Origin of the sequence: Iodidimonas muriae (assembly GCF_014647255.1) — a bacterium.
GTDB classification, from domain to species: domain Bacteria; phylum Pseudomonadota; class Alphaproteobacteria; order Sphingomonadales; family Rhodothalassiaceae; genus Iodidimonas; species Iodidimonas muriae.
Genome location: NZ_BMOV01000007.1, coordinates 1 through 25529, shown reverse-complemented (window position 1 = coordinate 25529; position 25529 = coordinate 1). Strand labels below are relative to the sequence as shown.

The 25529-nt window shown below is 55.1% G+C and carries 24 protein-coding genes and 1 tRNA gene; 11 read left to right on the top strand and 14 right to left on the bottom strand.

The window, feature by feature from the left end:
* Positions 1-132 precede the first annotated feature (132 nt).
* Complete coding sequence (locus tag IEX96_RS10155) at positions 133-345, top strand: CsbD family protein (protein ID WP_150005519.1); 213 nt, start codon at positions 133-135, stop codon at positions 343-345.
* Between the two features lie 203 nt (positions 346-548).
* On the opposite strand, the gene IEX96_RS10150 is transcribed toward IEX96_RS10155, so the two are convergent.
* Together IEX96_RS10150 and IEX96_RS10145 are read right to left on the bottom strand one after the other, a co-directional pair.
* Positions 549-625, bottom strand: a tRNA-Pro gene (locus IEX96_RS10150).
* A 94-nt stretch (positions 626-719) separates the two neighbouring features.
* Entirely contained in the window at positions 720-1754 is a 1035-nt protein-coding gene (locus IEX96_RS10145) for a polyprenyl synthetase family protein (protein WP_229773664.1), read from the bottom strand.
* A gap of 265 nt (positions 1755-2019) precedes the next feature.
* Here IEX96_RS10145 and IEX96_RS10140 point away from each other — a divergent pair, with 265 nt between their 5' ends.
* The 5 genes from IEX96_RS10140 to glyS all read left to right on the top strand — a co-directional run bounded on the left by IEX96_RS10140 (position 2020) and on the right by glyS (position 7049).
* Entirely contained in the window at positions 2020-2250 is a 231-nt protein-coding gene (locus IEX96_RS10140; protein ID WP_150005521.1) for a putative signal transducing protein, read from the top strand.
* Between the two features lie 68 nt (positions 2251-2318).
* Positions 2319-3116, top strand: coding sequence for a tRNA1(Val) (adenine(37)-N6)-methyltransferase (locus IEX96_RS10135; protein ID WP_150005522.1), 798 nt, complete (start codon positions 2319-2321; stop codon positions 3114-3116).
* Positions 3117-3220: 104 nt separating this feature from the next.
* On the top strand, positions 3221-4066 hold the full coding sequence (locus IEX96_RS10130; protein ID WP_229773663.1) for a S49 family peptidase: 846 nt from the start codon (positions 3221-3223) through the stop codon (positions 4064-4066).
* Between the two features lie 84 nt (positions 4067-4150).
* Positions 4151-5035 (top strand): glycine--tRNA ligase subunit alpha, encoded by an 885-nt coding sequence (locus IEX96_RS10125; protein WP_188873875.1) that lies wholly within the window; start codon positions 4151-4153, stop codon positions 5033-5035.
* Positions 5028-7049 carry a glycine--tRNA ligase subunit beta gene (gene glyS, locus IEX96_RS10120; protein WP_150005524.1) on the top strand — a complete coding sequence of 674 codons (2022 nt, stop codon included), beginning with the start codon at positions 5028-5030 and terminating at the stop codon, positions 7047-7049. Before IEX96_RS10125 ends, glyS begins: the two co-directional genes overlap by 8 nt.
* Positions 7050-7126: 77 nt before the next feature.
* On the opposite strand, the gene IEX96_RS10115 is transcribed toward glyS, so the two are convergent.
* The 8 genes from IEX96_RS10115 to IEX96_RS10080 all read right to left on the bottom strand — a co-directional run bounded on the left by IEX96_RS10115 (position 7127) and on the right by IEX96_RS10080 (position 16783).
* A complete protein-coding gene (locus IEX96_RS10115) occupies positions 7127-10300 on the bottom strand; it encodes an amidohydrolase family protein (protein WP_150005525.1) in 3174 nt (1057 codons plus the stop codon).
* 49 nt (positions 10301-10349) lie between these two features.
* Entirely contained in the window at positions 10350-11153 is an 804-nt protein-coding gene (locus IEX96_RS10110) for a DUF2189 domain-containing protein (RefSeq protein WP_150005526.1), read from the bottom strand.
* 130 nt (positions 11154-11283) lie between these two features.
* The gene (locus tag IEX96_RS10105) at positions 11284-12258 is read right to left on the bottom strand and encodes an alpha-ketoacid dehydrogenase subunit beta (RefSeq protein ID WP_150005527.1); all 975 of its coding nucleotides are present in this window, start codon (positions 12256-12258) and stop codon (positions 11284-11286) included.
* Between the two features lies 1 nt (position 12259).
* The gene (locus tag IEX96_RS10100; RefSeq protein ID WP_229773662.1) at positions 12260-13231 is read right to left on the bottom strand and encodes a thiamine pyrophosphate-dependent dehydrogenase E1 component subunit alpha; all 972 of its coding nucleotides are present in this window, start codon (positions 13229-13231) and stop codon (positions 12260-12262) included.
* Between the two features lies 1 nt (position 13232).
* Positions 13233-13997 (bottom strand): SDR family NAD(P)-dependent oxidoreductase, encoded by a 765-nt coding sequence (locus IEX96_RS10095; protein WP_188873874.1) that lies wholly within the window; start codon positions 13995-13997, stop codon positions 13233-13235.
* Between the two features lie 78 nt (positions 13998-14075).
* Positions 14076-15209, bottom strand: coding sequence for a site-2 protease family protein (locus IEX96_RS10090; RefSeq protein ID WP_150005528.1), 1134 nt, complete (start codon positions 15207-15209; stop codon positions 14076-14078).
* A 69-nt stretch (positions 15210-15278) separates the two neighbouring features.
* The gene (locus IEX96_RS10085) at positions 15279-15968 is read right to left on the bottom strand and encodes a hypothetical protein (RefSeq protein ID WP_150005529.1); all 690 of its coding nucleotides are present in this window, start codon (positions 15966-15968) and stop codon (positions 15279-15281) included.
* Between the two features lie 5 nt (positions 15969-15973).
* Positions 15974-16783 carry a prephenate dehydratase domain-containing protein gene (locus tag IEX96_RS10080; protein ID WP_188873873.1) on the bottom strand — a complete coding sequence of 270 codons (810 nt, stop codon included), beginning with the start codon at positions 16781-16783 and terminating at the stop codon, positions 15974-15976.
* Positions 16784-17037: 254 nt separating this feature from the next.
* Here IEX96_RS10080 and IEX96_RS10075 point away from each other — a divergent pair, with 254 nt between their 5' ends.
* The 5 genes from IEX96_RS10075 to IEX96_RS10055 all read left to right on the top strand — a co-directional run bounded on the left by IEX96_RS10075 (position 17038) and on the right by IEX96_RS10055 (position 23551).
* Positions 17038-18240: a pyridoxal phosphate-dependent aminotransferase gene (locus tag IEX96_RS10075; RefSeq protein WP_150005532.1), complete on the top strand. Its 1203-nt coding sequence runs from the start codon at positions 17038-17040 to the stop codon at positions 18238-18240.
* A 74-nt stretch (positions 18241-18314) separates the two neighbouring features.
* Positions 18315-19208 carry a LysR family transcriptional regulator gene (locus IEX96_RS10070; RefSeq protein ID WP_150005533.1) on the top strand — a complete coding sequence of 298 codons (894 nt, stop codon included), beginning with the start codon at positions 18315-18317 and terminating at the stop codon, positions 19206-19208.
* Between the two features lie 314 nt (positions 19209-19522).
* The gene (gene proC / locus IEX96_RS10065; RefSeq protein ID WP_150005534.1) at positions 19523-20344 is read left to right on the top strand and encodes a pyrroline-5-carboxylate reductase; all 822 of its coding nucleotides are present in this window, start codon (positions 19523-19525) and stop codon (positions 20342-20344) included.
* Positions 20345-20444: 100 nt separating this feature from the next.
* Positions 20445-21140, top strand: a complete 696-nt coding sequence (locus IEX96_RS10060; protein ID WP_188873872.1) for a TetR/AcrR family transcriptional regulator — start codon at positions 20445-20447, stop codon at positions 21138-21140.
* 158 nt (positions 21141-21298) lie between these two features.
* Entirely contained in the window at positions 21299-23551 is a 2253-nt protein-coding gene (locus IEX96_RS10055; protein ID WP_188873871.1) for an EAL domain-containing protein, read from the top strand.
* Here the strand turns inward: IEX96_RS10055 and IEX96_RS10050 are convergent.
* The 4 genes from IEX96_RS10050 to pgsA are packed head-to-tail and all read right to left on the bottom strand — an operon-like array spanning position 23539 to position 25357.
* Positions 23539-24033, bottom strand: a complete 495-nt coding sequence (locus IEX96_RS10050) for a MarR family winged helix-turn-helix transcriptional regulator (RefSeq protein WP_150005537.1) — start codon at positions 24031-24033, stop codon at positions 23539-23541. The genes IEX96_RS10055 and IEX96_RS10050 overlap by 13 nt on opposite strands.
* Positions 24034-24036: 3 nt before the next feature.
* Positions 24037-24516 (bottom strand): molybdenum cofactor biosynthesis protein MoaE, encoded by a 480-nt coding sequence (locus IEX96_RS10045; RefSeq protein ID WP_150005538.1) that lies wholly within the window; start codon positions 24514-24516, stop codon positions 24037-24039.
* Between the two features lies 1 nt (position 24517).
* Positions 24518-24772: a molybdopterin converting factor subunit 1 gene (gene moaD, locus IEX96_RS10040; protein WP_188873870.1), complete on the bottom strand. Its 255-nt coding sequence runs from the start codon at positions 24770-24772 to the stop codon at positions 24518-24520.
* A 3-nt stretch (positions 24773-24775) separates the two neighbouring features.
* A complete protein-coding gene (gene pgsA / locus IEX96_RS10035; protein WP_150005539.1) occupies positions 24776-25357 on the bottom strand; it encodes a CDP-diacylglycerol--glycerol-3-phosphate 3-phosphatidyltransferase in 582 nt (193 codons plus the stop codon).
* Positions 25358-25529: the final 172 nt, after the last annotated feature.

Below are 25529 nucleotides of genomic sequence, written 5' to 3'. Positions count from 1 at the left end.
TATTCCCTTAAAAACAAGATGGCCTTCACATATTTCCAGAAATAAGTCGTAATTATTTTTGGCAGTCACCGGAACTTATCATTCACCTAAGCGTTAGATGAAGTATCCGCGTTCTCAGTGATGGAGGCTGTTATGGAAAAGAATATCTTTGAGGGAAAATGGAAACAGATCAAAGGTGATGTACAGGCCAAATGGGGCGAGATCACCAACGATGAATTGGATCAGATTGAAGGCAATCGCCAAAAATTGGCCGGTAAAATTCAGGAAAAATATGGGCGGTCCAAACTACAGGCCGAGCATGAACTCGAAGAGTTCGAACGGAAATATAAAGATCGCCACCGTTAAAAACTGACCACAATCCCCTCACTTTGACCGCCCATCAAAAGGGCGGTTTTTTTTGTTACTGGCTGTATTGCCGGATAAGTGACCTTTGCGCGAGATCCGCATGAAGGGGCTGATATATCCCCGCAATATGCATTCTTTCGCTGGCTTTGGGCAGGATGTAAAAGAAAAGGCTCAGCCATATCTGGCTGAGCCTTTTCTTGATTTGGTCGGGGAGAGAGGATTCGAACCTCCGGCCCCTGCGTCCCGAACACAGTGCTCTACCAGGCTGAGCTACTCCCCGACAGAAACGCAGGATCGGCTATATAGCGGGGCTTTAAGGTCGATGCAAGCCCTCGCGTTTATTTGTTTTCAGCATAGGGTCCGGATGCTGGAGTTTAATAGGCACGCTCCACACAGAAGCGCACAATATCATTCAGCAATTGCCGGGTTTTGCTATCCTGGAAAATGGCCAGTGCATCGCGGGCAATGGCCCCATAATGCCGGGCACGCTCGATGGTGTCGGTGATGGCCCCGTGCTTGTCCATCAGGGCCAAGGCATGGCCCAGATCACCGTCTTTTTGATCCATATCCTCGATGGTGCGTTTCCAAAAGACCCGTTCTTCTTCCGAGCCCCGACGATACGCTAAGATCACCGGCAGGGTAATTTTGCCTTCGCGGAAATCATCGCCCACAGATTTGCCAAGGGTTGCCTGATGGGCGGAATAATCAAGGGCATCATCCACAAGCTGAAAGGCGATGCCGAAATTGCGGCCAAAGCTTGCCAGCGCCATTTCTTCATTTTCCGGGCGTTCCCCCACCACGGCGGCGATTTGGGTTGCTGCTTCGAACAGGGCTGCGGTTTTGGCTTCGATCACTTGAAGATAGGATTCTTCCGGTGTCTCCAGATCATTCGAGATGGACAATTGCAGCACTTCGCCTTCGGCAATCACCGAAGAGGCATGGCTAAGCAGGCGCAAGACCTTCAAAGAGCCATCTTCCACCATCAGTTCAAACGCGCGGGAGAACAAAAAGTCCCCCACCAAAACGCTGGGCTTGTTGCCCCACAGCACATTGGCCGAATCCTTGCCGCGCCGCAGATCGCTGTCATCCACCACATCATCATGCAGCAAGGTGGCGGTATGGATGAACTCCACACAGGCGGCGAGTTTGGTGTGGCGGGTGCCTTCATAGCCAATAAGCCGTGCGCCCGCGAGCGTGAGCATGGGGCGCAGGCGTTTGCCACCCGAAGCGATCAGATGACCGGCCAGTTGCGGAATAAGGGCAACGGGGCTGTGCATCCGTGCGAGGATGGTTTCATTGACCCGCGCCATATCTTCGGTGACCAGCGCTTGCAAGCTGTCGAGCGCCTCATCGACAGATGTGGCACCATGACCTTTTCTGTGCTTATCGATTGACGCAATATGAGCCACGGTGTCTCCTTGGGCTGATCCGCTGATATATCGGTGATGCTGGATGCATCTTATGACAGTATGTGCAGGAAAGTCATAGCACGTGCAGGCAAAATAGGAGGGGGTGGCCGTGCAAAACAAGTGCTTTCCATTTCAATTTAGATCACAGCTTTGCCGGGGGCGGCGAATCTGGCTATAATGGTGACTGTTCAAGCCCTTGTTTTTTGAACGAAACCGGCGGGCTATTCGTTCCTTCATGCCTGTCTTTTGCCCATCAGGAGGTTCTGTGCGCACCTTGTTGACGACGACAAACCCCGTTCTTCTCTCTTATGCTCAATCTTTGTTGAAGGATGCCAAAATCGATTGTGATCTGTTTGATCGCAATGTCAGCATCATTGAAGGCAGTATCGGGGCGATTCCGCGTCGGTTGATGGTGATGGACGGGGATTACAAAAAAGCGCGGGACTTGCTGGTGGAGGCCGGTCTGGAAAAGGACCTGGGGAAGGAAGAGGCATAAGATGTCTGGCATCCTGGCACCATGGATGATGTGGCGAATCCGGATCAAAGGGGGCAAACGGACCATATATGGCGCTCCATAAGGTCAATGCCGAAGGGCTGACGGAAGATCTTTTGCTTGGTGGGCGCGTGCGTCTGTTGCAGCCTCATCGCGGCGTTCGGGTTAGTATCGATACGGTTTTGCTGGCGTCCGTGATGGCTCCTCGGCCCGGGGAGCGGGTGATCGAAGCCGGGGCGGGAAGCGGCGGCGCGGCCCTTTGCGTGGCGGCACGCTGCCCCGATGTGGCACTTACCGGCATAGATATCGATCCTGATATGGTGGATTTGGCAAAGCGCAATGCGGCGTTGAATGGCTTTGAAGATCGGGTGGCCTTTCTAAACGCCAATGTGACCGACCGGCCGGCCATTCTTGGACGGGGGCAATTTCACCATGCCATGGCCAATCCCCCGTATTTTGAAGAGCGTACGTGTTTTGCGCCGCCCACAAAAACCCGCGCCCGCGCTTTTATCGATCAGGATGCAGTCTTGGGCGATTGGGTGCACTTTTGCCTTGATATGGTGTGCGATAAAGGCACCGTCAGCTTTATTCATCGGGCGGACCGGCTGGATGAACTGATTGCGCTGCTTTATGGGCGGGCGGGGGAAATGGCTGTTTTCCCCTTATGGCCGAAAGCCGGATTGCCCGCCAAACGGGTGATCGTACAAGCCAGAAAAGCCATGAAAGGCACGGCGATGCACATGCCGGGTCTGGTGTTGCACGATCCCGGCGGGGCGTTTTCAGAGCAGACAGAAGCGGTGTTGCGCGATGCCCGGAATATTGATTTGAGCCGGGCCGGTTGGTCGCGGTTGATGCACCCCCAGCGTTAGGGCGTTCAATCCCTGCCGGATATGCGATGCCCCTTTATTTGCATGTCCCGAACGGGCTATGACTGCCTTTGGGCACTGTTATGGCCAATAGGGAGTGTATAAAGGTGAGCTTTTTCGGCAGATTGATCGGACGCGGGCGGCCCGTTGTCAGCGTTTTGCGCTTCACGGGGCCGATCGGCATGAACAGCCGCTTCAAGCCCGGCGTTACATTTTCTTCTGCCGCCCCGCAGATTGACGAGGCCTTTTCCCAAAGCGGATTGAAAGCGGTGGCATTGGTGATCAATTCGCCGGGCGGATCGCCGGTGCAATCAGCCCAGATTCTGCAACGGATCCGTGATCTGGCGCGGGAAAAAGATGTGCCCGTATTGGCCTTTACCGAAGATGTAGCGGCATCGGGCGGCTATATGCTGGCCCTCGCCGGAGACGAGATTTTCGTAAATGAAGCATCCATCATCGGCTCGATTGGCGTGGTGGCTGCCGGGTTCGGCTTTACCGGCTTGATGGAAAAAGTGGGTATTGACCGGCGGCTTTATACTGCAGGGGAAAACAAGGCGCGGCTTGATTCTTTTTCTCCACAAAAGCCCGAAGATGTGACGTGGATCGAAAATCTGCAGGCGCAAATCCATGATTATTTCAAAGAGATCGTCATTGACAGGAGAGGGCGTCGCTTGAAAGCGGATGCGCCGGGGCTGTTTAGCGGCGATGTCTGGCTGGGCCGTCAGGCGGTGGCATTGGGGCTTGTGGATGCGGTGGCAGATATGCGCACATTATTGCGCCAGCGCTTTGGAAAGAAAGTGAAATTTCGCACCATCACGGCGCGTAAAGGCTTGTTGTCCGGGGTCTTTGGCGGTGGCGGAAGCCAGGCATCGGATGCGGATGCCGGGGGCTATGCCAATGATCTTTTAGCCGCCATCGAAGCGCGTTTGATGTGGAACCGCTTCGGCCTATAAACTGGCATGTTCGCGTTGACTTGACCCAAAGCGCAGCGCTCCCTACTGTCCGCGCGCCTTTAGACTATATCCGAGAACCGTTCCATGACCTTAGATCCCACCGATCCGAAACGCAGCTTTCAGGGACTGATCCTGACCTTGCACCGCTATTGGGCAGAACATGGCTGTGTGATTTTGCAGCCTTATGATCTGGAAGTGGGGGCAGGCACCTTTCATCCGGCAACCACCTTGCGCAGCCTTGGCCCCAAGCCTTGGCGCGCCGCTTATGTGCAGCCGTGCCGCCGACCGACCGACGGGCGCTATGGGGAAAACCCCAACCGGCTGCAGCATTATTATCAGTATCAGGTGATCTTGAAGCCCAATCCCGCGGATATGCAGGATCTTTATCTGGGGTCTTTGGCCGCCATCGGCATTGATATGGACCGCCATGATATCCGCTTTGTGGAAGATGATTGGGAAAGCCCGACATTGGGGGCATGGGGCCTGGGCTGGGAAGTGTGGTGCGATGGCATGGAAGTGACACAATACACCTATTTCCAGCAGGTAGGCGGGATCGATTGTCGCCCGGTTTCTGGCGAACTGACCTACGGGCTGGAGCGCCTGGCCATGTATGTGCAAGGCGTGGACAATGTCTATGACCTTGATTTCAATGGGCATGGCGTCAGCTATGGCGAGGTGTTCTTGGAAAACGAAAAGCAGTTTTCCGCTTATAATTTCGAGCATGCGTCCACCGATATTTTGTTGCAGCATTTCCGCGATGCGGAAGCGGAATGTGCGGCACTGGTTGCGCAGAATTTGGTGTTGCCTGCTTATGACCAGTGTATCAAGGCCAGCCACAGCTTCAATCTTCTCGATGCACGCGGGGTCATTTCGGTAACGGAACGACAGGCCTATATCGGGCGTGTGCGCGCATTGGCAAAAATGTGCGCCGAAGGCTGGGCCGCGCATGAGGAGGCCGCCCATGTCTGAGTTTTTGCTGGAACTGTTCTCGGAAGAAATTCCTGCGCGCATGCAGGCGCGGGCTGCCGGTGATCTTGAGCGCTTGATGGCCGATGCCTTGAAGGCGGCGAATTTGCAGATTGTGGCGATGCACAGCCATGTGACGCCGCGCCGGTTGGTGCTGGTGGTGGAAGGATTGCCCGAAACGCAGCCCGATATGGTTGAAGAGCGCCGCGGCCCTCGGGCCGATGCACCGGAACGGGCCATTGCCGGCTTCAAGGGCTCTTTGCCCGAAGGGGCGGTGATCGAAGACCGTGTCGAGAAAAAAGGCACATTCTTGTTCGCCAAAATCGAACAGAAAGGCCGGAAGACGGCGGATGTATTGGCCGATATCGTGCCCGATATCATCCGCAATTTCCCGTGGCCCAAATCCATGCGTGCCGGAACATCCGAACTACGTTGGGTGCGTCCGCTTTTGTCCATATTGGCATTGCTGGACGGGCAGGTGGTGCCTGTGACCATGGAAAATATCAAAAGCGGCAAAGAAACCCGTGGCCATCGTTTCTTGTCCCAAGGCACCATTTCCGTTGAAAATTTTGCAGATTACCAAAGCAAATTGAACGCAGCCCATGTGCTTTTGGATGCTCAGGATCGCAGGAAGGTCATTCAGGACAGGGCGCAGGCGCTGGCTTCACAATACGGGCTGGAACTGGTGGAAGATGCGGCGCTTCTGGATGAAAATGCAGGCTTGACCGAATGGCCGGTCCCTTATTTGGGGCGCTTTGATGCGGCCTTTTTATCTGTACCTGCCGAGGTGCTGATTACCTCTATGAAGGTGCATCAGAAGTTCTTTTCCTTGCGTGATCCGAAAAGCGGCAAACTGGCCCCCAACTTCATTTGTGTGGCCAATACCGAAGCCAGCGATGATGGCGCGATGATTGTGGCGGGCAATGAACGGGTTTTATCGGCCCGTTTATCGGATGCGCGGTTTTTCTGGGAACAGGATCTGAAACGGCCACTTGAAGACCGTGTTGATGCCTTGTCCGACATTATTTTCCATGAAAAGCTGGGCACGCTGGCCGAACGGGTTGGGCGTATCGAGGCTTTGGCTGTACGCTTGGCACAGATGGCGGTGAAAGCCCCGGACGATCAGGTGCGCCGCGCGGCTGTTCTTGCGAAAGCCGATCTCACCACGGGCATGGTGGGGGAATTCCCTGAATTGCAGGGCCTTGTGGGCCGCAGAATTGCCGAAGCGCAGGGGGAACATGCCGATGTCGCCCGCGCCATTGAAGAGCATTATGCCCCTAGAGGGCCAGAGGATCGCTGCCCGCAGGATCCGGTTTCCATCTGCGTGGCATTGGCGGAAAAGCTCGATACCCTGACCGGGTTCTTCGCCATTGATGAAAAACCCACGGGGTCCAAAGACCCGTTTGCATTAAGACGGGCGGCCCTTGGCGTGATCCGCCTGATCGTGGAAAACGGGCTACGGTTGAAGCTGGGTGATTATCTGGATGCCTCGAACGGCTTGCTTGAATTTTTCGCGGATCGTTTGAAAGTGCAGCAGCGCGAAAAGGGCATGCGGCACGATCTGATCGATGCGGTGTTCTCATTGGGCGGCGAAGATGATCTGGTGCGGCTTTTGGCACGGGTTTCGGCGCTGGATGCGTTCTTGAAATCCGATGACGGAGCCAATTTGCTGGCCGGATATAAACGCGCCGCCAATATCCTTAAAATCGAGGGCAAGAAAGACAAAACCGCCGATTGGGGTACGGTAGACCCGGCATTGTTTGACGGCTTGGATGAAAAGACATTGTTCGAAAAACTGGGTGCTGCCGGTAAGGAAGCCGCCAAAGCGCTGGAATTGGAAGATTTCGCCGCAGCCATGCGGGCTTTGGCGTCTTTGCGTGCCCCCATTGATGCGTTCTTCGATGATGTAACGGTGAATGCCGACGATCCCGAACTGCGCCGAAATCGCCTGGCTTTGCTGGCGCAAATCCGCACGGCGGTGGATCAGGTGGCGGACTTTTCGAAGATCGAGGGCTAAGGGGCGCGGCCTGGGTGCCGATCCCGCTTTTTATGCGCCATCCCCCGGATAAGATCCGGGGGATGGCCGCTTCTTTTTTAGTTCTGCCAATAAAACGGCTTTGTATCATGGTCTCCGGTGATGGTTTCATCCAGCGTTTCAGCATCATAAAGCCTGCCATTGAGCATGATCATATTCAGATCGTCGGTGGCTTCGATGTCCTCTAAGGGGTTGTTATCCAGAATAATCAGGTCCGCCAGCTTGTTGCTTTCCAGCGAACCGATATCCCCATCCATGCCCATATAACGCGCCGGGTTGATGGTTGCGGCCTTCAGCGCGTCCATATTGGTCATGCCGCCCTTCGCGAAGGTCCAGATTTCCCAATGGGTGCCCATGCCTTCACGTTGGCCATGGGCGCCGGAATGGATGGAGACACCGCGATCCATCAGGCGTTTGGCATTGGCGACACTATCAAACAGCGTTTGATAATCGCGCATGGGCGCTTTGGTGCGACGAATGCTGCGCGGCTCCAAAACATGGGGCGGCACATATTTGCTCAATAACGGGTGCGTCCATACATCGTCGCGCTGGTAGAACAAGGTTTCCGCCGATAAGCCGCCATAGGTGACCACCAATGTGGGCGTGTTGCCCACTTCTGTCTGGCTCCAGAATTGCAAGACATCCTCATAAAAGCGCTCGCCGGGCACATTATGCTCGATGCCTGTATTGCCATCGGCAACCATGGACAGATCCATATGGTAAAGTGAGCCGCCTTCAGCGACCACCATCAGCCCTTCTTGACGGGCGGCATCCACCACCATCTGGCGTTGTTCACGGCGCGGCTGGTTATAGTTTTTAACGGAAATCGCCCCTTGTGCTTTCAGGCGCTTCACCGCATTGCGGGCATCTTCGGCGCTTTTGATGTCCACATGATATTCGCTTTTGGCGCCATAAAGGATTTCCCCCGTTGAAAAGGTGCGGGGGCTAAGGATCAGGCCAGCCTTTTGATATTCGCTGGCTGCAAATACATGTTGGGCTGAGTTGGAGGGATCGTGCACCGTGGTCACACCCAAGCCCAGATGGGCAAGCTGATCCCAATTCTGTTGCGGGATGATGCCATCCACGCCTTGGGAGCCATGGGCATGGATGTCCACAAAACCGGGCAGAATGGTTTTGCCTGAAACATCGACGCGTTTGGCATCTGCGGGAATGTTTATATCGTCGTTCGGGCCAATGGCTTTGATACGGTTTTCTTCAATCAGGATCGTGCCATTTTCGATCACCGCATCGTCTTTGTTCATGGTGATGATGCGCGCGCCGGTTAAGGCCACCATGCCTTGCGGCTTATCGGCGGGCTTTGTGATGCCGAGTGCCACCCCGTCGTCCGATGGTGCAAAATCATCGGCAAACACATCGGTCATGTCAACAGATTGGAACTTTGGCCCGATGCTCCAGCCCAATTGATTGCCGGCCGACCATGTCATGAACGCCCCACCGGATTTGGTGACGCGGGTCATGGGGACTGCTTTTGCTTTCGGCGAAAGCGTCAATTTCCCCGAAGGCGGGAAGGGCATGGCGTAAATCTGGTATCCTTCGCTATAGGCCAGCCATTGGCCATCGGGCGATACGGCAAAGCCGGTGCCATATTTGGCGCTGGCATGGACGCGTTTGTCACGGCCATCCAATGTGGTGCTGACCAGTTCATGGTTTTTGCCGTCTGTGGTGAAGAACAAACGGTCGCCCCTTTTCCCGAAATGGGCGTTGCGGCCTTTATCGGTGATTTTCACCATTTCGCCGCCCTTGATGGACAGGCGGTAAAGCCCCGGTTCCATCGACCATGTATCGGCGGTGAGATAGCCGCCTTTGCCGCGTTCCACCACCAGCATGGACCCATCGGGTGAAAATACCGGACGGCGATAATGGCCTGGCTGGTCATTCAGGATTTTCGATTTTCCGCCCGATGCCTTCACCATGCGCACCCGGCCCAGTTCCGTATCATCCCATGTGACGAAGGCGATGTTTTTGCCATCGCGGGAAAAGGCAGGGAACAGCTCGAACTGCGCACCTTCATCGCGGGTCAGTCTTTGGGGTGGATTATCGCCGTTCTTGATCCACAGCTTGCCAAAGGCTTCATATACCACCTGCTTGCCATCGGGGGATTGGGCAGCAAAGCGGACCATTTTTGCGACTACTTGATCGGGGGCTACCTCGACCTTGAAGCGCGGCGGGGCAACCACCGACCGGCTGTCCGCCACATGGAAGGGAATCTGCGAAACAGTGCGGCTTTCCATATCGATGCGGTTGATCTTGCCACCGGCCCAAAACAGCAAGGACCGGCTGTCCGGCATCCAGTCCATATTGGGATAAACGCCTTGGGTCGCCCAGGTTTCCTGCATATCCTGATCCAGATCATCATGGATCGGATATTCCGCCCCGGATTGCAGATCCTTTAAAAACAAGGCCGAGCGGGTCTGGATACGGCGCACAAAGGCCAGATAGTTCCCATCCGGTGAAGGCGTGGGCCGCACAGCCCCGCCGGGGCCGGAAACGATGGTGTCCACCTCGCCGGTTTCCATATCATAGCGGCGGATTTCGAAAATAGCGGTGTTGCTGTCCTGGGCATAGATGAAGCGGTTGCCCGACGACGCATTGCGGGTGAAATAAATATACCGGCCATCGGGGGAGAAAATCGGCTCGCCCTGTTCCTTTTGGAACTGATCATTGGGGCGCTTCACCAGCTTGAGGCCCGTGCCGCCTTTTACATGATAAAGCCACACCTCGCCGGTGCCCAAGGACCGGCGTGTGGTGAAGTGCTTGCGGGCGGTGATATATTGGCCGTCCGGGCTCCAGGATGGATTGTTTAAAAGGTGGAAGCTTTCTTTGGTGAGTTGCCGGGGATTTTCGCCATCAACATCCATGATCCACACATTTTCACCGCCAGCGCGATCAGAAATAAAGGCGATCTTGCTGCCATCGGGAGAGAAGCGCGGCTGTATTTCCCACGCCAGACCCGAAGCAATGGCGGTGGCTTCGCCGCCGGTACTGGGCATGGTGTAGATATCGCCTAAAAGATCGAAAGCGATGGTTTTTCCATCGGGGCTGACATCCAGACTCATCCATGTGCCTTCCTGCACATCGATCTGCACGTCCTTATGGGTGCCGGGCGGGTTCTGCACATCCCATTTTTCGGATGTTTTATCTGTGTCTTTTTCCTGAGCAACGGCGCTTATAGGGAGTGCCAAAAGGGCAATCAGGCTAACCAGTCTGCGCATGGTACGGTCCTTTATTCTTATTACGGTCTTTTTTGATTATGGCGGCGGGTTATTGCGGGCTATCCGGTTCTTTTATCAGGTCTTTATAAGCGTGCCATGTGGCAAGGCCCACCAGTGGAAAGGTGAGAATCAGGCCAATGAAGCCGGTGGCCACACCAAAGGCGATCAGCAACAAAATGAGCCATGCCCATAGCAGCATTGCCGCGAAATTTTCACGCACGGCTTCGATGCTGGCCAGAACGGCGGTGATGGCATCCAGATCGCGCTCCAGCAAAAGGGGGATGGAAATGGCGCTCATGGCAAAGATGATAAAGGCGATGATCCCGCCTGCGATGGTGCCGCTGGCCAAAAGCCCGATGCCATCAAAGGTGAAAAACAGATTGGAAATGAACAGGTCAAGGGGCGGGAATTCGCCGCCAATGCCAGAGAAAAAGGCAAAGAGCAGCATGGCGATACGGATCCACGCAAAATAGGCCAGAAGCAATAAAACGCCGATGAAGGCAAGTTGCGATGGGGCGGCGGTTTTTACAAACAAAGCTTGCTTGAATGTAATGGGTTTGCCCGCCGATAATCGCCGCGCAGTTTCATAAAGGCCCACAGCCAGCATCGGTCCCAGCAATAGAAACCCACCCACCAAAGGCAGGATCAAAACCCCCAGATCCGCCAGCACAAGCAAGGCAGCCAAGCCCATGGAAATAAGGGCAAAGCCCAATCCATAAGCAAGTGTGATGCCGGGGGCCTGCTGTATCTGTGTCCATGCCTTGGTCAGCCATGTCCACGGGGCTTCAGAGCCGATTTTAACAATCACGGGCCGTGGCGGGCCGGATGAGGACTGTGCGCCAATCGCATTCATGACAAACCTCCCAAAAGATTCACGTCAAAAAGGGGGGCTTTGTTTTCATTTTATTTTATCCCGTCCCCCTGCTGTAAACAGTGTCCCTTAAAATGAGGCGCTTGCCAAGGTTTGTGCCACAAGCAGATCATCAGACCTTCTGGAGAAGGGTATAGGCTGCTTTTTCGATGTCGCCAGAAGAGGGCAGCCACGCATCTTCCAGTTCCGGTGCAAAAGGGATAGGGGTCTGTGGCGGTGTCAGCATCTGCACCGGAGCCTTGAGACTGTGAAAGCCTTTGCTGGCAGCAAGGCTTGCGATATCGGCAGCCATGCCGCAGCGGGCCGAGCCTTCATCCACCACAAGCAAATGCCCGGTTTTGTGCAAAGAGCCAAGGATGGCCGCTTCATCCAAAGGCTGGGTTGTGCGGGGATCGATCAGATCGGCTGATATGCCTTTTTGCGCAAGTTCGTCGCAGGCTGTGCGTGCAAAGCCGACCATGCGTGAGAGCGCCACAATGGTCAGATCATCGCCTTCGCGCAAAAGATGGGCCTTACCGAAAGGAAGCGCGATGGCCGGATCAGAGACAGACATTTGGCTGTCATAGAGCATTTTGTTTTCAAAAAAGATCACGGGATCGGGGTCGCGGATGGCGGTGAGCAACAGTCCGGCGGCATCTTCCGCTGTGGCGGGCACCACGATTTTCAAGCCGGGAATCGCGGTGAACAAATGATGCAGGGATTGGCTATGTTGGGCGGCGGCGCGCTCGCCTGCGCCCATGGTGGTGCGGATTACCAAAGGCAAACTAATCTGCCCGCCGGTCATATAGCGCAATTTTGCCGCCTGATTGAGAATTTGGTCGAAGCAAACGCCAGCGAAATCGCAAAACATCAATTCCACCACCGGGCGCAAGCCGGTCATGGCGGCCCCGATTGCGGCCCCGATGAAGGCGGTTTCGGAAATCGGCGTATCGATCACACGGGTCGGGCCATATGTATCATAAAGCCCTTGTGTCACACCCATCACGCCGGGGCGCACATCTTCGCCCATAATGATCACGCGAGGATCGCGCGCCATTTCCTGATCCAAAGCATCGCGCAGAGCTTCGCTATAAGACTTGATCCGCATGTCACAAAGCTTTCGCATAAATATCGGTAAGCAAGGCGGCCGGCGCGGGCGGGGCATCTGCACGGGCTTGTCGGGCGGCTTGTTCCATATCCGAATGGGCCGCATGAACGATCGCATCCAGATCACGCGCTTCCAACAGGCCCGCTTCCAGAATGCGGTTGCGATAAAGGGCCAGACAATCTTGTTGGTCGCGGGCTTTCTGCATGTCGGACGCCGAGCGATATGCCTGATTGTCGCCTTCATAATGGCCGCCAAATCGCGGGGCCGTTGCCACCAATGTGGTGGGGCCAAGGCCGGTGCGGGCGTGATGGATGGCGCTTTGTGTAGCATCATAAACGGCAAATATATCGGTGCCATCGATCTGTTGGGCGGGCATCCCGAAGCTGGCAGCGCGTGCGGCCAGATCGGCCGTGCCGGTGACCGCATCGGTGCGGGTATATTCGCCATATCCATTTTGTTCGATCACGAACAGGACAGGCAGCGCCATGGCGGCGGCCATATTCATGGATTCAAACACCGCGCCTTGATTGGATGCGCCATCACCGATGAACGCCACGGATACCCCGTGTGTCCCAAGGGTTTTGGCGCTTAAGGCCGCCCCCAAGGCGAGGGGCGCATTGGCCCCCACAATGCCATTGGCTCCCAAATGACCGCGTTTTGGATCGGCGATATGCATGGAGCCGCCTTTGCCTGCACAACTGCCTGTGGCGCGGCCAAAGATTTCCGCCATCATGCCGGTGGCATCGCATCCTTTGGCCAAGGCATGGCCGTGGCCGCGATGGGTGGAGGTGATGGCATCCTCATCGGCCAAATGCGCACAGACGCCGGTGGCGATGGCCTCTTGGCCGATATAGAGATGCAAATGCCCGGCAATGCCTCCTTTACGGTTTTCAAGGATCAAACGCTCTTCAAAGGCGCGGATACGCACCATGGTGCGCCATAAGCGAAGCAGGGTATCGCGGGGCAGTTGCATCTTAGAATTGAACCCTTTTGGTAAAGCCACCATCCACGATCAGATTGGTGCCGGTGATCATGGCAGCCATGGGGCTTGCAAGAAAGGCCACGGCGCGGGCAACATCAACGGGCGATGCCATGCGGCCAAGCACACAATTGGCTTCCATTTGTTTGAAAAAATCAGGCATCTCGGTTTTAACGCGGTCCCAATCGCCGCCTTCAAAATAAACCGGGCCGGGCGAGACGGTGTTGATGCGCACGCCATGCGGGGCGACCGCTTGCCCAAGCTGCTTGGCATAGGTCATCAGCGCCGCCTTGATGGCCCCATATGAGCTAGGTGCGACAAAGGTTTCTACGGCGGCAATGGTGCCCATCATCACGATGGCAGGGCTTTCGGATTTCGCCAGATGCGGCATCAAAGCCTCACAGCCGCGCACCGTATGCATCAGATCCGCTTCGAAATTGGCGATCCAAGGCTCATCTCCGGTACCGCCAGCACCGCCAGCGGACACATTGGGGACGAAAATATCCAGCCCGCCCAAATCATTGACCGCTTCAGCCAGCCAGGCGCGATAGTACGCGACATTGGAAATATCGACAGCCGTGCCATAAGCCCGCACGCCGTGGCTTTGAAGGGCCGAAACGGCTTCAGTCACCGCCTCTTTGCTGCGGGCGCAAAAGGCGATATGGCAGCCTTCCTGCGCCAAAAGCTCTGCCGTTGCCCGGCCAATGCCGCGCGTGGCTCCGGTGATCAGCGCGCGCTTGCCTTTCAAATGAAGATCCATGGATGCTGCCTTTTCTTTTCTGCGCCAGCCCCTTAATTGGGCATAAGTGCCCCTAGATAAACCGGAGGCGCGTGTTTGTCAGCCTTGCCCTTCGATTTGACGCCGCAGTTCAAGGGCCCCTAGCAGATCGCGCAGGGTGATGATTCCGGCCAAACGATCCCCGTCGAGGACGATCATTTGACCGCTATTGTGGCGTTGCATGGCTTGCAACACCTGTTCCGCATCACTTTCAAGCGGGGTGCTGTTCTTTTCCGTCAAGGGAAGCATGATATCGGATAGCGGGGATGTGGCCCATTCGTCGCGGTGGATGGTTTGCACGTCTCTGGTGCGAACGCAGCCCACGAGTTTGCGGTTTTTCATCACCGGATAAAGGCTGAAATGGTGATGATAGGCATAGTCTTTGACGAAATGGTCAATGGACATATCTGCCTCGACACAGACCGGAGCTTTGACGACAAATCCCTCCAACGGGACATGGTGAAACAAAGAACGGGCCAATAATTGGTCATAAGATGCCTTGGCGGCGCTCATGATGAAAAAGCCGATCAAAATCCACCACATGCCGCCCAGCGCCCCCACGCTTAAAAAGCTCCAGATGCCCAGAATGATCAAAAACAAACCAAAGCCCTTGCCAAAGCGGGAGGCGGTGCGGGTGGCGGAAAGCTGGTCACCGCGCCGGTGCCACAGCCAGGCCCGCAACAGCCTGCCGCCATCCAGAGGATAGCCCGGCACCAGATTAAACACCGCTAGAACCATATTGATGGTTCCAAGATATCCCAAAAGCCCGGCCCAATAATCGGGGGCGCCCAGACCTGCCGCCATCAAAGACAAAAGACCGAAGATAAGGGCCAGAAACACGCTGGCGATCGGACCTGCCGCCGCCACTTCAAATTCGATGCGCGGCGTGGGGGGCTCGTCGGTCAGTTCGGCTACACCGCCGAATAAGAACAAGGTGATGCCGCCGATTTTCATGCCCCGTCTGCGGGCCACAAGGGAATGGGAAAATTCATGGAACAGCAACGAAAAGAACAATCCGATCATTCCGACAATACCCAATGACCAATGCAAAGATGCGGGAAGATCCGGAAATTCTTGGGGAAACAATCCTTCCGCCAAAGACCAGGTGATAAGGGCTGCCAATAAAAGCCAGCTGGGATTGGCGCGCACGCGAAAGCCGAACAAAGTGAATAATGTGAGATTATGATCGGTCATGCTGTGGTGTCTTTCCATTGATGGTCATGCACAGCTTTTTATATCATGTGCCGGTAAGTATGCTTTGTCTCAACTTACTGTAACCCCGAATGTATTTTTGGCAAAGCTGGAGAAACGTTCCGGACGTGTGGCGCGCATTTGTCCAACAGACAGGATTTGCGCGCCATCGATGTCGGAACTCCATGTGCCGGTCATGGAGCCATCGCGGCGGACATTCAAAAACAGCCGCCCATATCGGTCGCGCTTTGCGGCTTCGATGAAGCGCGCATGATATAAAAGATGGATGCGCTGCCCGTTGGTGTTGAGCTCTGCGGCCAAACTGATGGCATCGCCGGTGGCATCTTCGCCGCCTTTATCGCGGTACACATAATCGCACAGGGATTGAAAGCTGTTGAACAGATCGACGCAATAGCGGATCTGGCCCGTTTCATCGGTGCTAAAGCGCATATAGCCAAAACCGAGGCTGTCCGGATCGATATTGGCTTTGGCCGGATCGCAATCTTCGCCTTGATCGGTGCGGTGGGGATAGGTGACATACATCCAGTCCCCCAAAATATGTTTCAAGGCCAGCTTCAATAACAGCCGCCGCATCAGTGCAAACACTGCATAAAACGAAATCAGCGACACAAGGCTTGCAAGAATTTTTCCTGTAATGCCAAGCGTTTCAAGGAGCGGGGCCACAAACATCAGCGTGACAGTGGCCACAAGTGACATGGCAAAGGCAGCGAATGTATCCACATGCTTCACTGCGATGGCCATGATCCTTATCCCCGGATATTCCCCAAGACACCAATGAACCAGCCATCGGTGCCATAATCAAGGGCGCTGGCATGATCCGGGCTTATGGGCGTACCAAGATCCCATTCGCAGAAATAGGCATATCCTCCCAAACTATTTTCGGTTTTGGTGGGGCTGCATTGAAAATTGCGCAGTGTCAGCCCGGCACGCATCAGCATTTGGGATTGGGAAACGGGATCAAGGCACAGGGTGCATAAGCGCGTGCCGGAGAGGGGCGCGGGGGCAGCGGCCAAAGCCAGAAACCGTGTGCGGTTGGCGGTTTTTCCCTCCAGATGGGTTTCAACTTCTTCCAGAGAAAACATCTCGCCCACATCTGGCGGGCCAAGCGCATAAAGTCCCGGCTCTCCTTTTGCTGCAATTTCAAGGCCCCGTGCGCTGGAACTGGCCTCCCGCGTGGGGACGGCCTTCGCCTCGATCCAGTGCGCTATCTGCCGCAGGGCCATGGGATGGCCAGCGAGGCGGGTCATCTGGGTGAGATCCCCGATTTTGCGATAAAGCGAAAAGGTGACCGGGATCGACACATGATCCACCGCAAATATTTTCCCGCGCAAGCGCCATAATTGTGCAACCGAAGGCGGCACATAGCCTTCGGCACTGTTTTCGATGGGGGCAACAGCGCGGTCCACATGGCCGTCCAGAACCGCATCATAAACCTTGTCGATGGGATCGAAGGGCAGCAAGTCGTCATCGGGATTGGCGCATAGAAGGGCGGCGCGGTGGGTAAAGGTGCCTGCAGGGCCAAAAAAACCGAGACGATTTGGGGCGACGCTGTTCATAAAATCCTCAAGGCTGGGGCAGGATGCGCTTCGTGGGGCCGCTTGAGCAAAGATCGCTTTGCAATGATTGTTTATTGGGGTGCCAATTGGGGGTGAAAAAGTCAATCCATCAAGGTCAGGTGATAAATAATTACCTTATGTTGATGCACAGCGCTATTGTGATCTTGTCAGCATATGACACACAGATTAGGTTGCCTGCGTTATTTATCGTGCCGGGTCGACCCGGCTTAACCCCTCGAAATTACGAGCCAGTCATGGACTTACTTTCACGCGCCCTTCGCTCCGTCAAGCCGTCTCCCACTCTTGCGATTATTGCCAAAGCCGCCGAGTTGCGGGCCGAAGGCCGTGATGTCATCGGTCTGGGGGCGGGCGAGCCGGATTTCGATACGCCCGATCATATCAAGGAAGCGGCAATCGCCGCCATAAGGCGCGGTGATACCAAATATACAAAGGCCGATGGCACGCCGGAACTGAAAGCGGCGGTGATCGAGAAGTTCAAACGTGAAAACGGGTTGGACTATACCCCGGATCAGGTGATCATTTCCAATGGCGGCAAGCATGTGATCATCAATGCCCTCATGTCCACCATCAATCCCGGCGACGAGGTATTGATCCCGCGGCCTTATTGGGTGTCTTATCCCGATATGGTGATCATTGCTGGCGGTGTGCCGCGCTTTATCGACAGCACGCTGGAAAGCGGCCTGAAGGTAACGCCGCAGGCATTGGAAGCGGCGATCACGCCAAAAACCAAATGGCTGATCTTCAACAGCCCCTCCAATCCTTCGGGGGCTGCCTATAGCCGGGATGAAATCCGCGCTCTGGCCGATGTTCTGGTGCGCCATCCCCATGTTTATGTGATGTCTGATGATATGTACGAGCATATCACCTATGGCGGCTTTGAATTCACCACTTTGGCGCAGGTGGCACCCGAACTTTATGATCGGGTGCTGACCATGAACGGTGTGTCGAAAGCCTATGCCATGACCGGATGGCGCATCGGATATGCTGGTGGTCCCAAAACCATTGTGCGCACCATGGCCAAGCTGCAAAGCCAGACCACCTCCAACCCATGTTCCATTAGTCAGGCGGCGGCTTTGGAAGCCCTGTCCGGCCCGCAGGATTTTATCGCCGAACGCGCCCGCGCCTTTGAAGAGCGCCGTGATCTGGTTGTGGGGATGCTCAATGAGGCGGATGGCATTACCTGTCCAATGCCTGACGGGGCGTTCTATGTTTATCCGTCCATTGCCGGCGTGATCGGAAAACGCACCCCCGAAGGGAAAGTGATCGAAAGCGATCTGGACTTTTCCACCTTCCTTCTGGAGCATCAATCGGTGGCCGCTGTGCACGGAGAAGCCTTTGGGCTCTCGCCGCATTTTCGGGTGTCCTATGCCACCAGTGTGGCGATTTTGACCGAGGCTTGCACGCGGATCCAGAAGGCCTGCGCTGCCCTTTCATAAGGGGGCCGGGCTTTGGTCGGGCATAAAAAGGGTGATAGCCTCCGCAGGGTGGCGCGATCAGATGGGGCAAGGCGATGGATTGGGACAGATTGCGAATCTTTCATATCGTTGCCGAAGCGGGCAGCTTTACCACGGCAGCCAAAAAGCTCCATGTGAGCCAGTCTGCCGCCAGCCGGCAGGTGAGAGCGCTGGAAGAATCGCTGAATGTTGTTCTGTTCAATCGCCATGCGCGGGGCCTTGTGCTTACACAGGAAGGCGAGCAGCTTTTCCGCACCGCGCGGGAAGTGATGCAAAAGCTGGAAACAGCAGAGCAAAGTTTGCTGGAAGCCAAAGGCGCGCCGCGCGGCACATTGGTGGTCACCACAATGATCAGCTTTGGGGCCGTGTGGCTAACCCCGCATTTGACGGAATTCGTGCGGCGCTATCCTGAAATTGATCTGCAGCTTAATCTTGCCGATGAAGATCTGGATCTGGCCAAGCGCGATGCCGATGTGGCGATCCGCTTTCACGCCCCGCATCAGGCGGACCTGATCCAGCGTCCTTTTGCGAAGATCAATCATCATATTTATGCGTCTACCGACTATCTGAAGCGCAAAGGCGTGCCCAAAACGCCGGAAGATCTGGATCACCATGATATCATCACTTATGGTCCGACGCCGCCCGAAGCCATCAAGGATATCAACTGGACCTTGACCCTGGGCGCCCATGGGAGGCAACGCCGGCCGGTTTTGCAGGTGAACAACACCTATGCGGTGTTGCAAGCCATTGAGGCGGGCATTGGCATGGCGGCTATTCCCGATTATCTGGTCAGTCACAGAAAGGGTCTGGTGCGGCTGCTCCCCGATATTGATGGCCCAGCCTTTGAAACCTATTTCGTTTATCCCCAGGAACTAAGGGGATCGAAACGGGTGGGGCTGTTTCGGGATTTTATTTTCGAGCAGGTGCGCAAGGCCGGTAATATCATGTGAACCGAGCGCATGGAGATAGCTATGCGTTTTGCGCATAACTCCCTTGCTGACTCTCTGTCTCGACGCGGTGCCGGATATTTCTTAGTTTCCTCTCGAACGCTGCAGTGCAGCGCTTGACTGGCAACGGCGCTTTTTAGGGCCGTTGGTTCGGAATGTGTGTCCTCCCCTAGTCACCATTCTAAAATCTGTGCCTTTATTGTTGGCATTTGATACCTCCCTATAGTGACTTTAGCGGGCCCTTTCGGGTCCGCTTTTTTTGTCTCTGTCCATCACAAGTCCTTTGGAACATGATATGCGAAAGGCGGAGGTATTTTATGGATTTATCGAAAGCATTCGACCCTCAACATCCCCTTGTCCTTGTAGGCTGTGGCCGCATGGGTGGGGCAATGGCGCGGGGCTGGCTGGAACGCGGGCTTGCCCCTGAGGCATTTGTGGTCATTGATCCGGCGGGCGCTCCGGATTTTGCGCCGGATGTGCGCCAGTTTCCGTCCATCGATAAGATGCCGCGTGATCTTGCCCCGGCGGCGGTCATCTTGGCGGTTAAACCTTATATGGTGGAGCAGGCGGTTGGGCAGCTTGCCCAGCTGGCGGAAAAAGATCCGCTGGTCATTTCTGTGGCGGCGGGTATTCAACTGGCGTCTTTGGAGGCGGTCTTTGAAAGCAGCGTACGGGTGATGCCCAATACCCCTGCGGCCATTGGCAAGGGCATGATGGTGGCGGTGGCGGCCAATGCTGTGAGCCAAGCCAAAAAGGCTTTGGCGTCGGATTTGATGGCGGCGGCAGGCGATGTCTTGTGGGTGGATGATGAAAGCATGATGGATGCGGTGACCGGCGTTTCCGGCAGCGGTCCGGCTTATATCTTTGCCCTGACCGAAGCCATGGCCGCCGCAGGGGTGACCCATGGTCTGCCCCATGATGTGGCATCGCGATTGGCGCGGCAAACAGTGATCGGGGCCGCCTGTCTGATGGAACAATCTCCCCATATGACCGCATCGGAATTGCGCGAGCAGGTCACAAGCCCCGGCGGCACCACCGCTGCGGCTTTGGATATTTTGCGCGGAGAAGAAGGGTTTGGACCTTTGCTTGAAAAGGCGATCGGGGCTGCAACGCGCAGATCGCAGGATTTGGCAAAATAAAGCCGTATAATGGTGGTAGGATAAAACGAAGAGGGCCGGACTTCTTCAAATCGTGAAAAGGATGGCCCGTTTTCAGTGTTGTAAAATATGGGGTGAGGATATGGCAAAGCGCAGTTCATCCGGGAAGAAGAGCACGATTCGTGATCGTGTGATCGAAACCACCTTGTCCCTGATTGCCGAAAAAGGCTTTCGCGCCACCTTAGTAGAAGACGTGATCAAAGCCTGCGGCGTGACAGAGGCCGAGTTTTATCATGAATTCGATGGGTTGCTGTCTGTTCTGGTGGCGGCATCGCGGCATTTGAATGCCGCCATGATGGATGCCATTGCCGATTTTGAAGAGGATGATAGCACGCGCGAAAGGCTGTTTGCCTTGGTGATGGCCCGCTTTGATGCCGCCACACCATGGCGCGCTGCCATTCGTGAACTGGCGCGCTCGGCCCCCACCAATCCTGTTTTGGCGGCAACGGCAGGGCAGGCTTTGATGACCATGTCGGCGCGGGCTTTGCGCCTTGCGGGGGTGCGTGTCTCAGGGCCTTTCGGCTTTGCGCGGGTTAATGGCTTCATGCTGGCCGTGCTATTGCCCACCGCACGTATTTGGCTTCAAGATGAAAGTGCCGATCTTTCCAAGACCATGGCGGCACTTAATGAGGCGCTTGATCGTGCGGAACGGTTGATGGACTATTCAAGGCCATTTTGCACACCTTTCGGGGGATCAGCATCATCTGCAGAGCCCGCGCCTGTTTCGTCGCCAAAGCCAGTAAATAAGACTGAAAATGCGGCGGCCTCCGGCCAATAGGTAATAAAATAATCATGCAGCCCTAAGGCGGGAAGCATTTTTTCCCTTTATGGCGCATGCACGCATTGTTTGTATTTTCAATTCTCGGATATTAAGTGCTATTTAATAATATGAGATTATCCTACTGAAGGTTGTGAAATGGCTGGATGGGGAAACAGGTGCGACCAAGCACGCTCTTTTTGTTTTGTGTCGGTGCATTTTTCGCACTGACCCTTTTCCCTATTTTCGGGAAAGCTGAAGAGCCGTCGGCACCCGTTGTGATTGGCTTTGACCGCAACTATGCACCTTTTGAATGGCAGGATGAAACCGGGCAGCCGCGGGGGTTCTTTGTCGATTTAGGCCGCGCTGTGGTGGAAAATGGAGGGCGGGAAGCACAGTATGTCACCGATACATGGCCTGGATTGGTGGGCAGGCTCGAACAGGGCGATATTGATATTCTTCCCATGCTGGTATCGAAATCCCGCGCTGAACGATTTCAATTTTCGCGCCCTTTCTACTATCTGACACATAGTCTTTTTGCCGCACCGGGCCTGCAGGGCTTAACGGATATCCGGGATATTGCGGGCCATGTGGTCGCCGTAGAAAAGCGCTCTTATGCCCATGATTTGCTGCTTGAATCCGATTTTTCCGTCACGATTTTTGAAACGGAAGGGACGTTGGAAGCGCTGGAAGCGGTGCCGGACGGGCATGCCGATGTGGCCATGGTGACATCGGCCGTGGGCATGTTTTTACTGGCTAAATATGAGCTTGATTTGAAAAGCTATGGGACACCCTTTTGGCCTGTGGATTATGCCTTTGCCATGCGAAAGGATCGGCATGATCTGGCCCAATGGTTCAACTTGGCCTTTTCCGAAACCTTATCCGAAGGACATTATAACAAGATTTACCTGAATTGGGGCAGCTATCTCGATCCTTCCACAGCCTGGAGCAATGGCAGCCGTATCAGCGATCAAATGGCTTTCACCGCGTTCTTAATCGGCGCAGCTTTGGCCTTTGTTATCGGGGCTTTTTTCTGGCGACATCAGCATAATTCCTTCCGGCAGGCCGCGGATTTTGTTGTGCCGCAAAGGGGAGGGGAAATTGATGGAGCCGACAAAATTACCGACACCGGGGAGGCGACCGTTAAGCCACGACTTAGGGAGCTTGATGGGGCAAAATTTACTTCCAACTTCCCGTTACGACCTGAATTTTTGATCGAAGCTGAACGTGCTTTGGCCAATCGTGACCATTCTGAAGACTGTTGGGAACTCGCCCTTTTGAAGCTGGTTGACTACGAAGATGTGTCCCGGCTTCATGGTGGCAAGGTGGCAGAGCATCTGGTCTATAAATTGGCCAATCGGCTGCTTGCCGGATCATTTAAGGCCTATGGCTATTATGGCAGAGGCATTTTTTCCGTGCTGTCCGACCGGCCGATCCTCCGCCTTGGACGTCAGGCCCTTTTGGACCCTGTAGACCTTGATGAACATGATGTCGGGTCTTCAATTCAGTGCGGCCTTAACATTGTACCCGCGGCCTCTTTCAATCTGGACGAGATTGTGCAACAGGCGGAAACGGCCCTGGCCCAAAGTCTGGTTCGCCGCAGAACATGGCTGATGTACCATGCCGATATGGCCCCCGACCCCATGGATGCGAAAATCGTGCGGGCCTTTCGTCGCGATGAGATCGAAGGTCTAAGGGCCGTTTATCAGCCGCAGATAGATTTGAAGTCCGGGTGCATTATAGGGCTGGAAGCCTTGGCCCGATGGGATCATCCCGAATTTGGGTCGGTGCCGCCCGCAAAATTCATCCCCCTATTGGAACAAGCGGGGCTCAGCTACCGGGTGGCCGATAAAATGCTTTCCGAAATATGCGCGATGATTGCATCCATGCCGCCGCGTTGGGCGCATTTAACCATTAGCATCAATTTTTCTGTGCAGGATTTGTCCGACCCTGATACGCCGTCAAAGTTCAGCCGATATTTTGCCCGTTATGGCATAAAGCCGGAAAAGATTGTGGCCGAACTAACGGAAACGGCATTTGCTACCGATCCGGAGATATTGAAAACGGCGCTTACGCTTTTGCAGAAAAAAGGTATGCGGATTTCCATTGATGATTTTGGTACCGGCTTTTCATCTCTGTCTTATCTCAGCAGCTTTCCTGCCGATGAAGTGAAGATCGACCGGCATTTCGTTTCACGTATGCTGGATAGCCAGAAAGATCGGGCAATCATCCATTCCACGGTAAAGCTGGCCCATGATCTGGGGCTTCTCGTGGTGGCGGAAGGGGCGGAAGATGAAGCCACATTGGCGGCCTTGATTGAAGAAGGCTGTGATCGGGTGCAGGGCTATGTGATTGCAAAACCGATGAGCCGGCAGGGTCTGGATGTGTTTTTAGAGACTTACCAGCCGGCGGCTGTTCATCACCCTTCATGATCGATGGGGTCTTCGCCGGCCAAAGCAGTTAAAACATCCCAAAATCCACCAACGGCTTTCGGCCCCGCATGGCGATAGGCATTGGCCATGCGGTCGCGGATCGTTGCAAAGACCAGTTGTTCCAGATCGCGGCCCTTTTCGGTCAGGGTGGCAAGACGCATGCGCCGGTCACGGCTGGCCGGGCGCAGATCCAGCAATCCTTTTGCCACAAGATGGTCCGTTATCGGGGCAAGGCTTTGTTTCCGTACCCTTAGCAAATGCTGTAAATCGGTTAGTGACAGGCCGGGATTGCGGGCAATCATGATCAAGGCGCGGTGATGGGCCTTTCCCAATTCGTGCTTTGCCAAAAGATCGTTGGCGGCATCGCCCAATGCCGCTTGGGCACGCAAGATCAGTTCCACGCCGCGTTTTAGGGCATCTTCGCGCAGAAACAGGCTGGGGCTGGGCACGCCGGATGGTGAATGGGGCGGAGGCATAGGCATGGCCTACTGACCGTTCGGTTTTACGGTTGGGGCTGTCCATTTTTGGGCAGCAAGATCGTCGCTTTCCTGCGCGGCAACCCATTGCGATCCATTGCTGCTTTCTTCTTTTTTCCAGAAAGGGGCTTTGGTTTTCAGCCAGTCCATCAAAAATTCCGCGCCTTCAAAGGCCGCTTTGCGGTGGCGGGCGGCGGTGATAACCAAAACGATTGGATCGCCGGGATGAAGGGGGCCAAAACGGTGTATCACCCGGCAGTGCACCAAAGAAAAGCGTGCCTCTGCCTCTGCCGCGATGGCGTGAAGCTGGCGCTTGGTCATGGCGGGATAATGCTCAAGGGTCAGCTTGGTGATGCGCCGGTCATCGTCAAATTCCCGCACCAATCCGGTGAAGCTGACAAGAGCGCCCATATCTGCGCCCTTTTTTTGAAGGGCAGCCAGTTCCTGTGCCACATCGAACGGGTCTTTTTGTACGCGGATATGGGCCATTTCATCCACCGGTTACGGGTGGGAAAATCGCCACTTCATCGCCCTTTTTTATGGGGCTATCCATTGTGGCATAGTCTTGATTGATGGCAAAACGCAGGATTGTCGGGTCTGACAAGGCATGGGCATGGGCGGCGCTTTTCCGGCTCAACCAATCCAGAAACTGATGCAAATTTCCAACCTCTGAAGGGGGGCTGAGCGATTCTTCATCGCAGCCGATACGCTCACGCACCCAGGCGAAATAAAGGCATGTGATCATTGCTCATGCTCCATCCGCGCCCGCATTGTCTTTGCGGATATGGGCAAGGCCGGCACGCAGATAATCATAACCTGTAATCATGGTCAGAATGGCGGCGATCCACAGGCCTACCAAGCCCACTTCTTGTGCGGGCAGGCCAATTTCCGCGCCACCGGTTGTCCAGGTCAAGGCCCCCAATGCCACCATTTGGACGGTGGTTTTCCATTTTGCCAATTTGGTAACCGGCATGGAGACGCTGAGTTCGGCCAGATATTCACGCAGGCCGGAGACAAGAATTTCCCGCAGCAAAATAATTACGGCGGCAATCACATGTATGCCGTCCACCCATTGGATGGCCACCAGCATTACGATTGCGGCGCCGATCATCAGCTTATCGGCGATGGGGTCAAGGAAACGGCCAATGGGGCTGACCACATTCAGTTTGCGCGCCAGCATGCCATCGAAATAATCGGTGATGCCCGCAAGTGTGAAGACGATAAAGGCAACCCAACTTCCCAATGGCTGGTCCAGATAAAAAGCGGCCACGAGTACAGGGATGGCAACGATGCGCGACAGGGTTAATAGATTGGGGATTTGAGACATCATGGCTTGGACTTGCGGCCTTTTTGGGAGGAGGACTAAGAGTCAAAGTGCAGATTTTAACAAGGGCGGTCAAGAAGAGCGGTTCTTGCCGTTCAGCGTTTTTGGCTTAGGTTCAGGACTCATTAAAGCCACCAAATTACGATAGCAGCAATACAGATTGCAGAAAAAAATGTAT

Excerpts from the sequence above, each read along its gene's own strand:
- IEX96_RS10155 (WP_150005519.1), top strand. The coding sequence starts at position 133 with ATGGAAAAGAATATCTTTGAGGGAAAATGGAAACAGATCAAAGGTGAT.
- IEX96_RS10135 (WP_150005522.1), top strand. The coding sequence starts at position 2,319 with ATGGCGCTCCATAAGGTCAATGCCGAAGGGCTGACGGAAGATCTTTTG.
- IEX96_RS10125 (WP_188873875.1), top strand. The coding sequence starts at position 4,151 with ATGACCTTAGATCCCACCGATCCGAAACGCAGCTTTCAGGGACTGATC.
- glyS (WP_150005524.1), top strand. The coding sequence starts at position 5,028 with ATGTCTGAGTTTTTGCTGGAACTGTTCTCGGAAGAAATTCCTGCGCGC.
- IEX96_RS10115 (WP_150005525.1), bottom strand. The coding sequence starts at position 10,300 with ATGCGCAGACTGGTTAGCCTGATTGCCCTTTTGGCACTCCCTATAAGC.
- IEX96_RS10110 (WP_150005526.1), bottom strand. The coding sequence starts at position 11,153 with ATGAATGCGATTGGCGCACAGTCCTCATCCGGCCCGCCACGGCCCGTG.
- IEX96_RS10105 (WP_150005527.1), bottom strand. The coding sequence starts at position 12,258 with ATGCGGATCAAGTCTTATAGCGAAGCTCTGCGCGATGCTTTGGATCAG.
- IEX96_RS10100 (WP_229773662.1), bottom strand. The coding sequence starts at position 13,231 with ATGCAACTGCCCCGCGATACCCTGCTTCGCTTATGGCGCACCATGGTG.
- IEX96_RS10095 (WP_188873874.1), bottom strand. The coding sequence starts at position 13,997 with ATGGATCTTCATTTGAAAGGCAAGCGCGCGCTGATCACCGGAGCCACG.
- IEX96_RS10090 (WP_150005528.1), bottom strand. The coding sequence starts at position 15,209 with ATGACCGATCATAATCTCACATTATTCACTTTGTTCGGCTTTCGCGTG.
- IEX96_RS10085 (WP_150005529.1), bottom strand. The coding sequence starts at position 15,968 with ATGGCCATCGCAGTGAAGCATGTGGATACATTCGCTGCCTTTGCCATG.
- IEX96_RS10080 (WP_188873873.1), bottom strand. The coding sequence starts at position 16,783 with ATGAACAGCGTCGCCCCAAATCGTCTCGGTTTTTTTGGCCCTGCAGGC.
- IEX96_RS10075 (WP_150005532.1), top strand. The coding sequence starts at position 17,038 with ATGGACTTACTTTCACGCGCCCTTCGCTCCGTCAAGCCGTCTCCCACT.
- IEX96_RS10070 (WP_150005533.1), top strand. The coding sequence starts at position 18,315 with ATGGATTGGGACAGATTGCGAATCTTTCATATCGTTGCCGAAGCGGGC.
- proC (WP_150005534.1), top strand. The coding sequence starts at position 19,523 with ATGGATTTATCGAAAGCATTCGACCCTCAACATCCCCTTGTCCTTGTA.
- IEX96_RS10060 (WP_188873872.1), top strand. The coding sequence starts at position 20,445 with ATGGCAAAGCGCAGTTCATCCGGGAAGAAGAGCACGATTCGTGATCGT.
- IEX96_RS10050 (WP_150005537.1), bottom strand. The coding sequence starts at position 24,033 with ATGCCTATGCCTCCGCCCCATTCACCATCCGGCGTGCCCAGCCCCAGC.
- IEX96_RS10045 (WP_150005538.1), bottom strand. The coding sequence starts at position 24,516 with ATGGCCCATATCCGCGTACAAAAAGACCCGTTCGATGTGGCACAGGAA.
- moaD (WP_188873870.1), bottom strand. The coding sequence starts at position 24,772 with ATGATCACATGCCTTTATTTCGCCTGGGTGCGTGAGCGTATCGGCTGC.
- pgsA (WP_150005539.1), bottom strand. The coding sequence starts at position 25,357 with ATGATGTCTCAAATCCCCAATCTATTAACCCTGTCGCGCATCGTTGCC.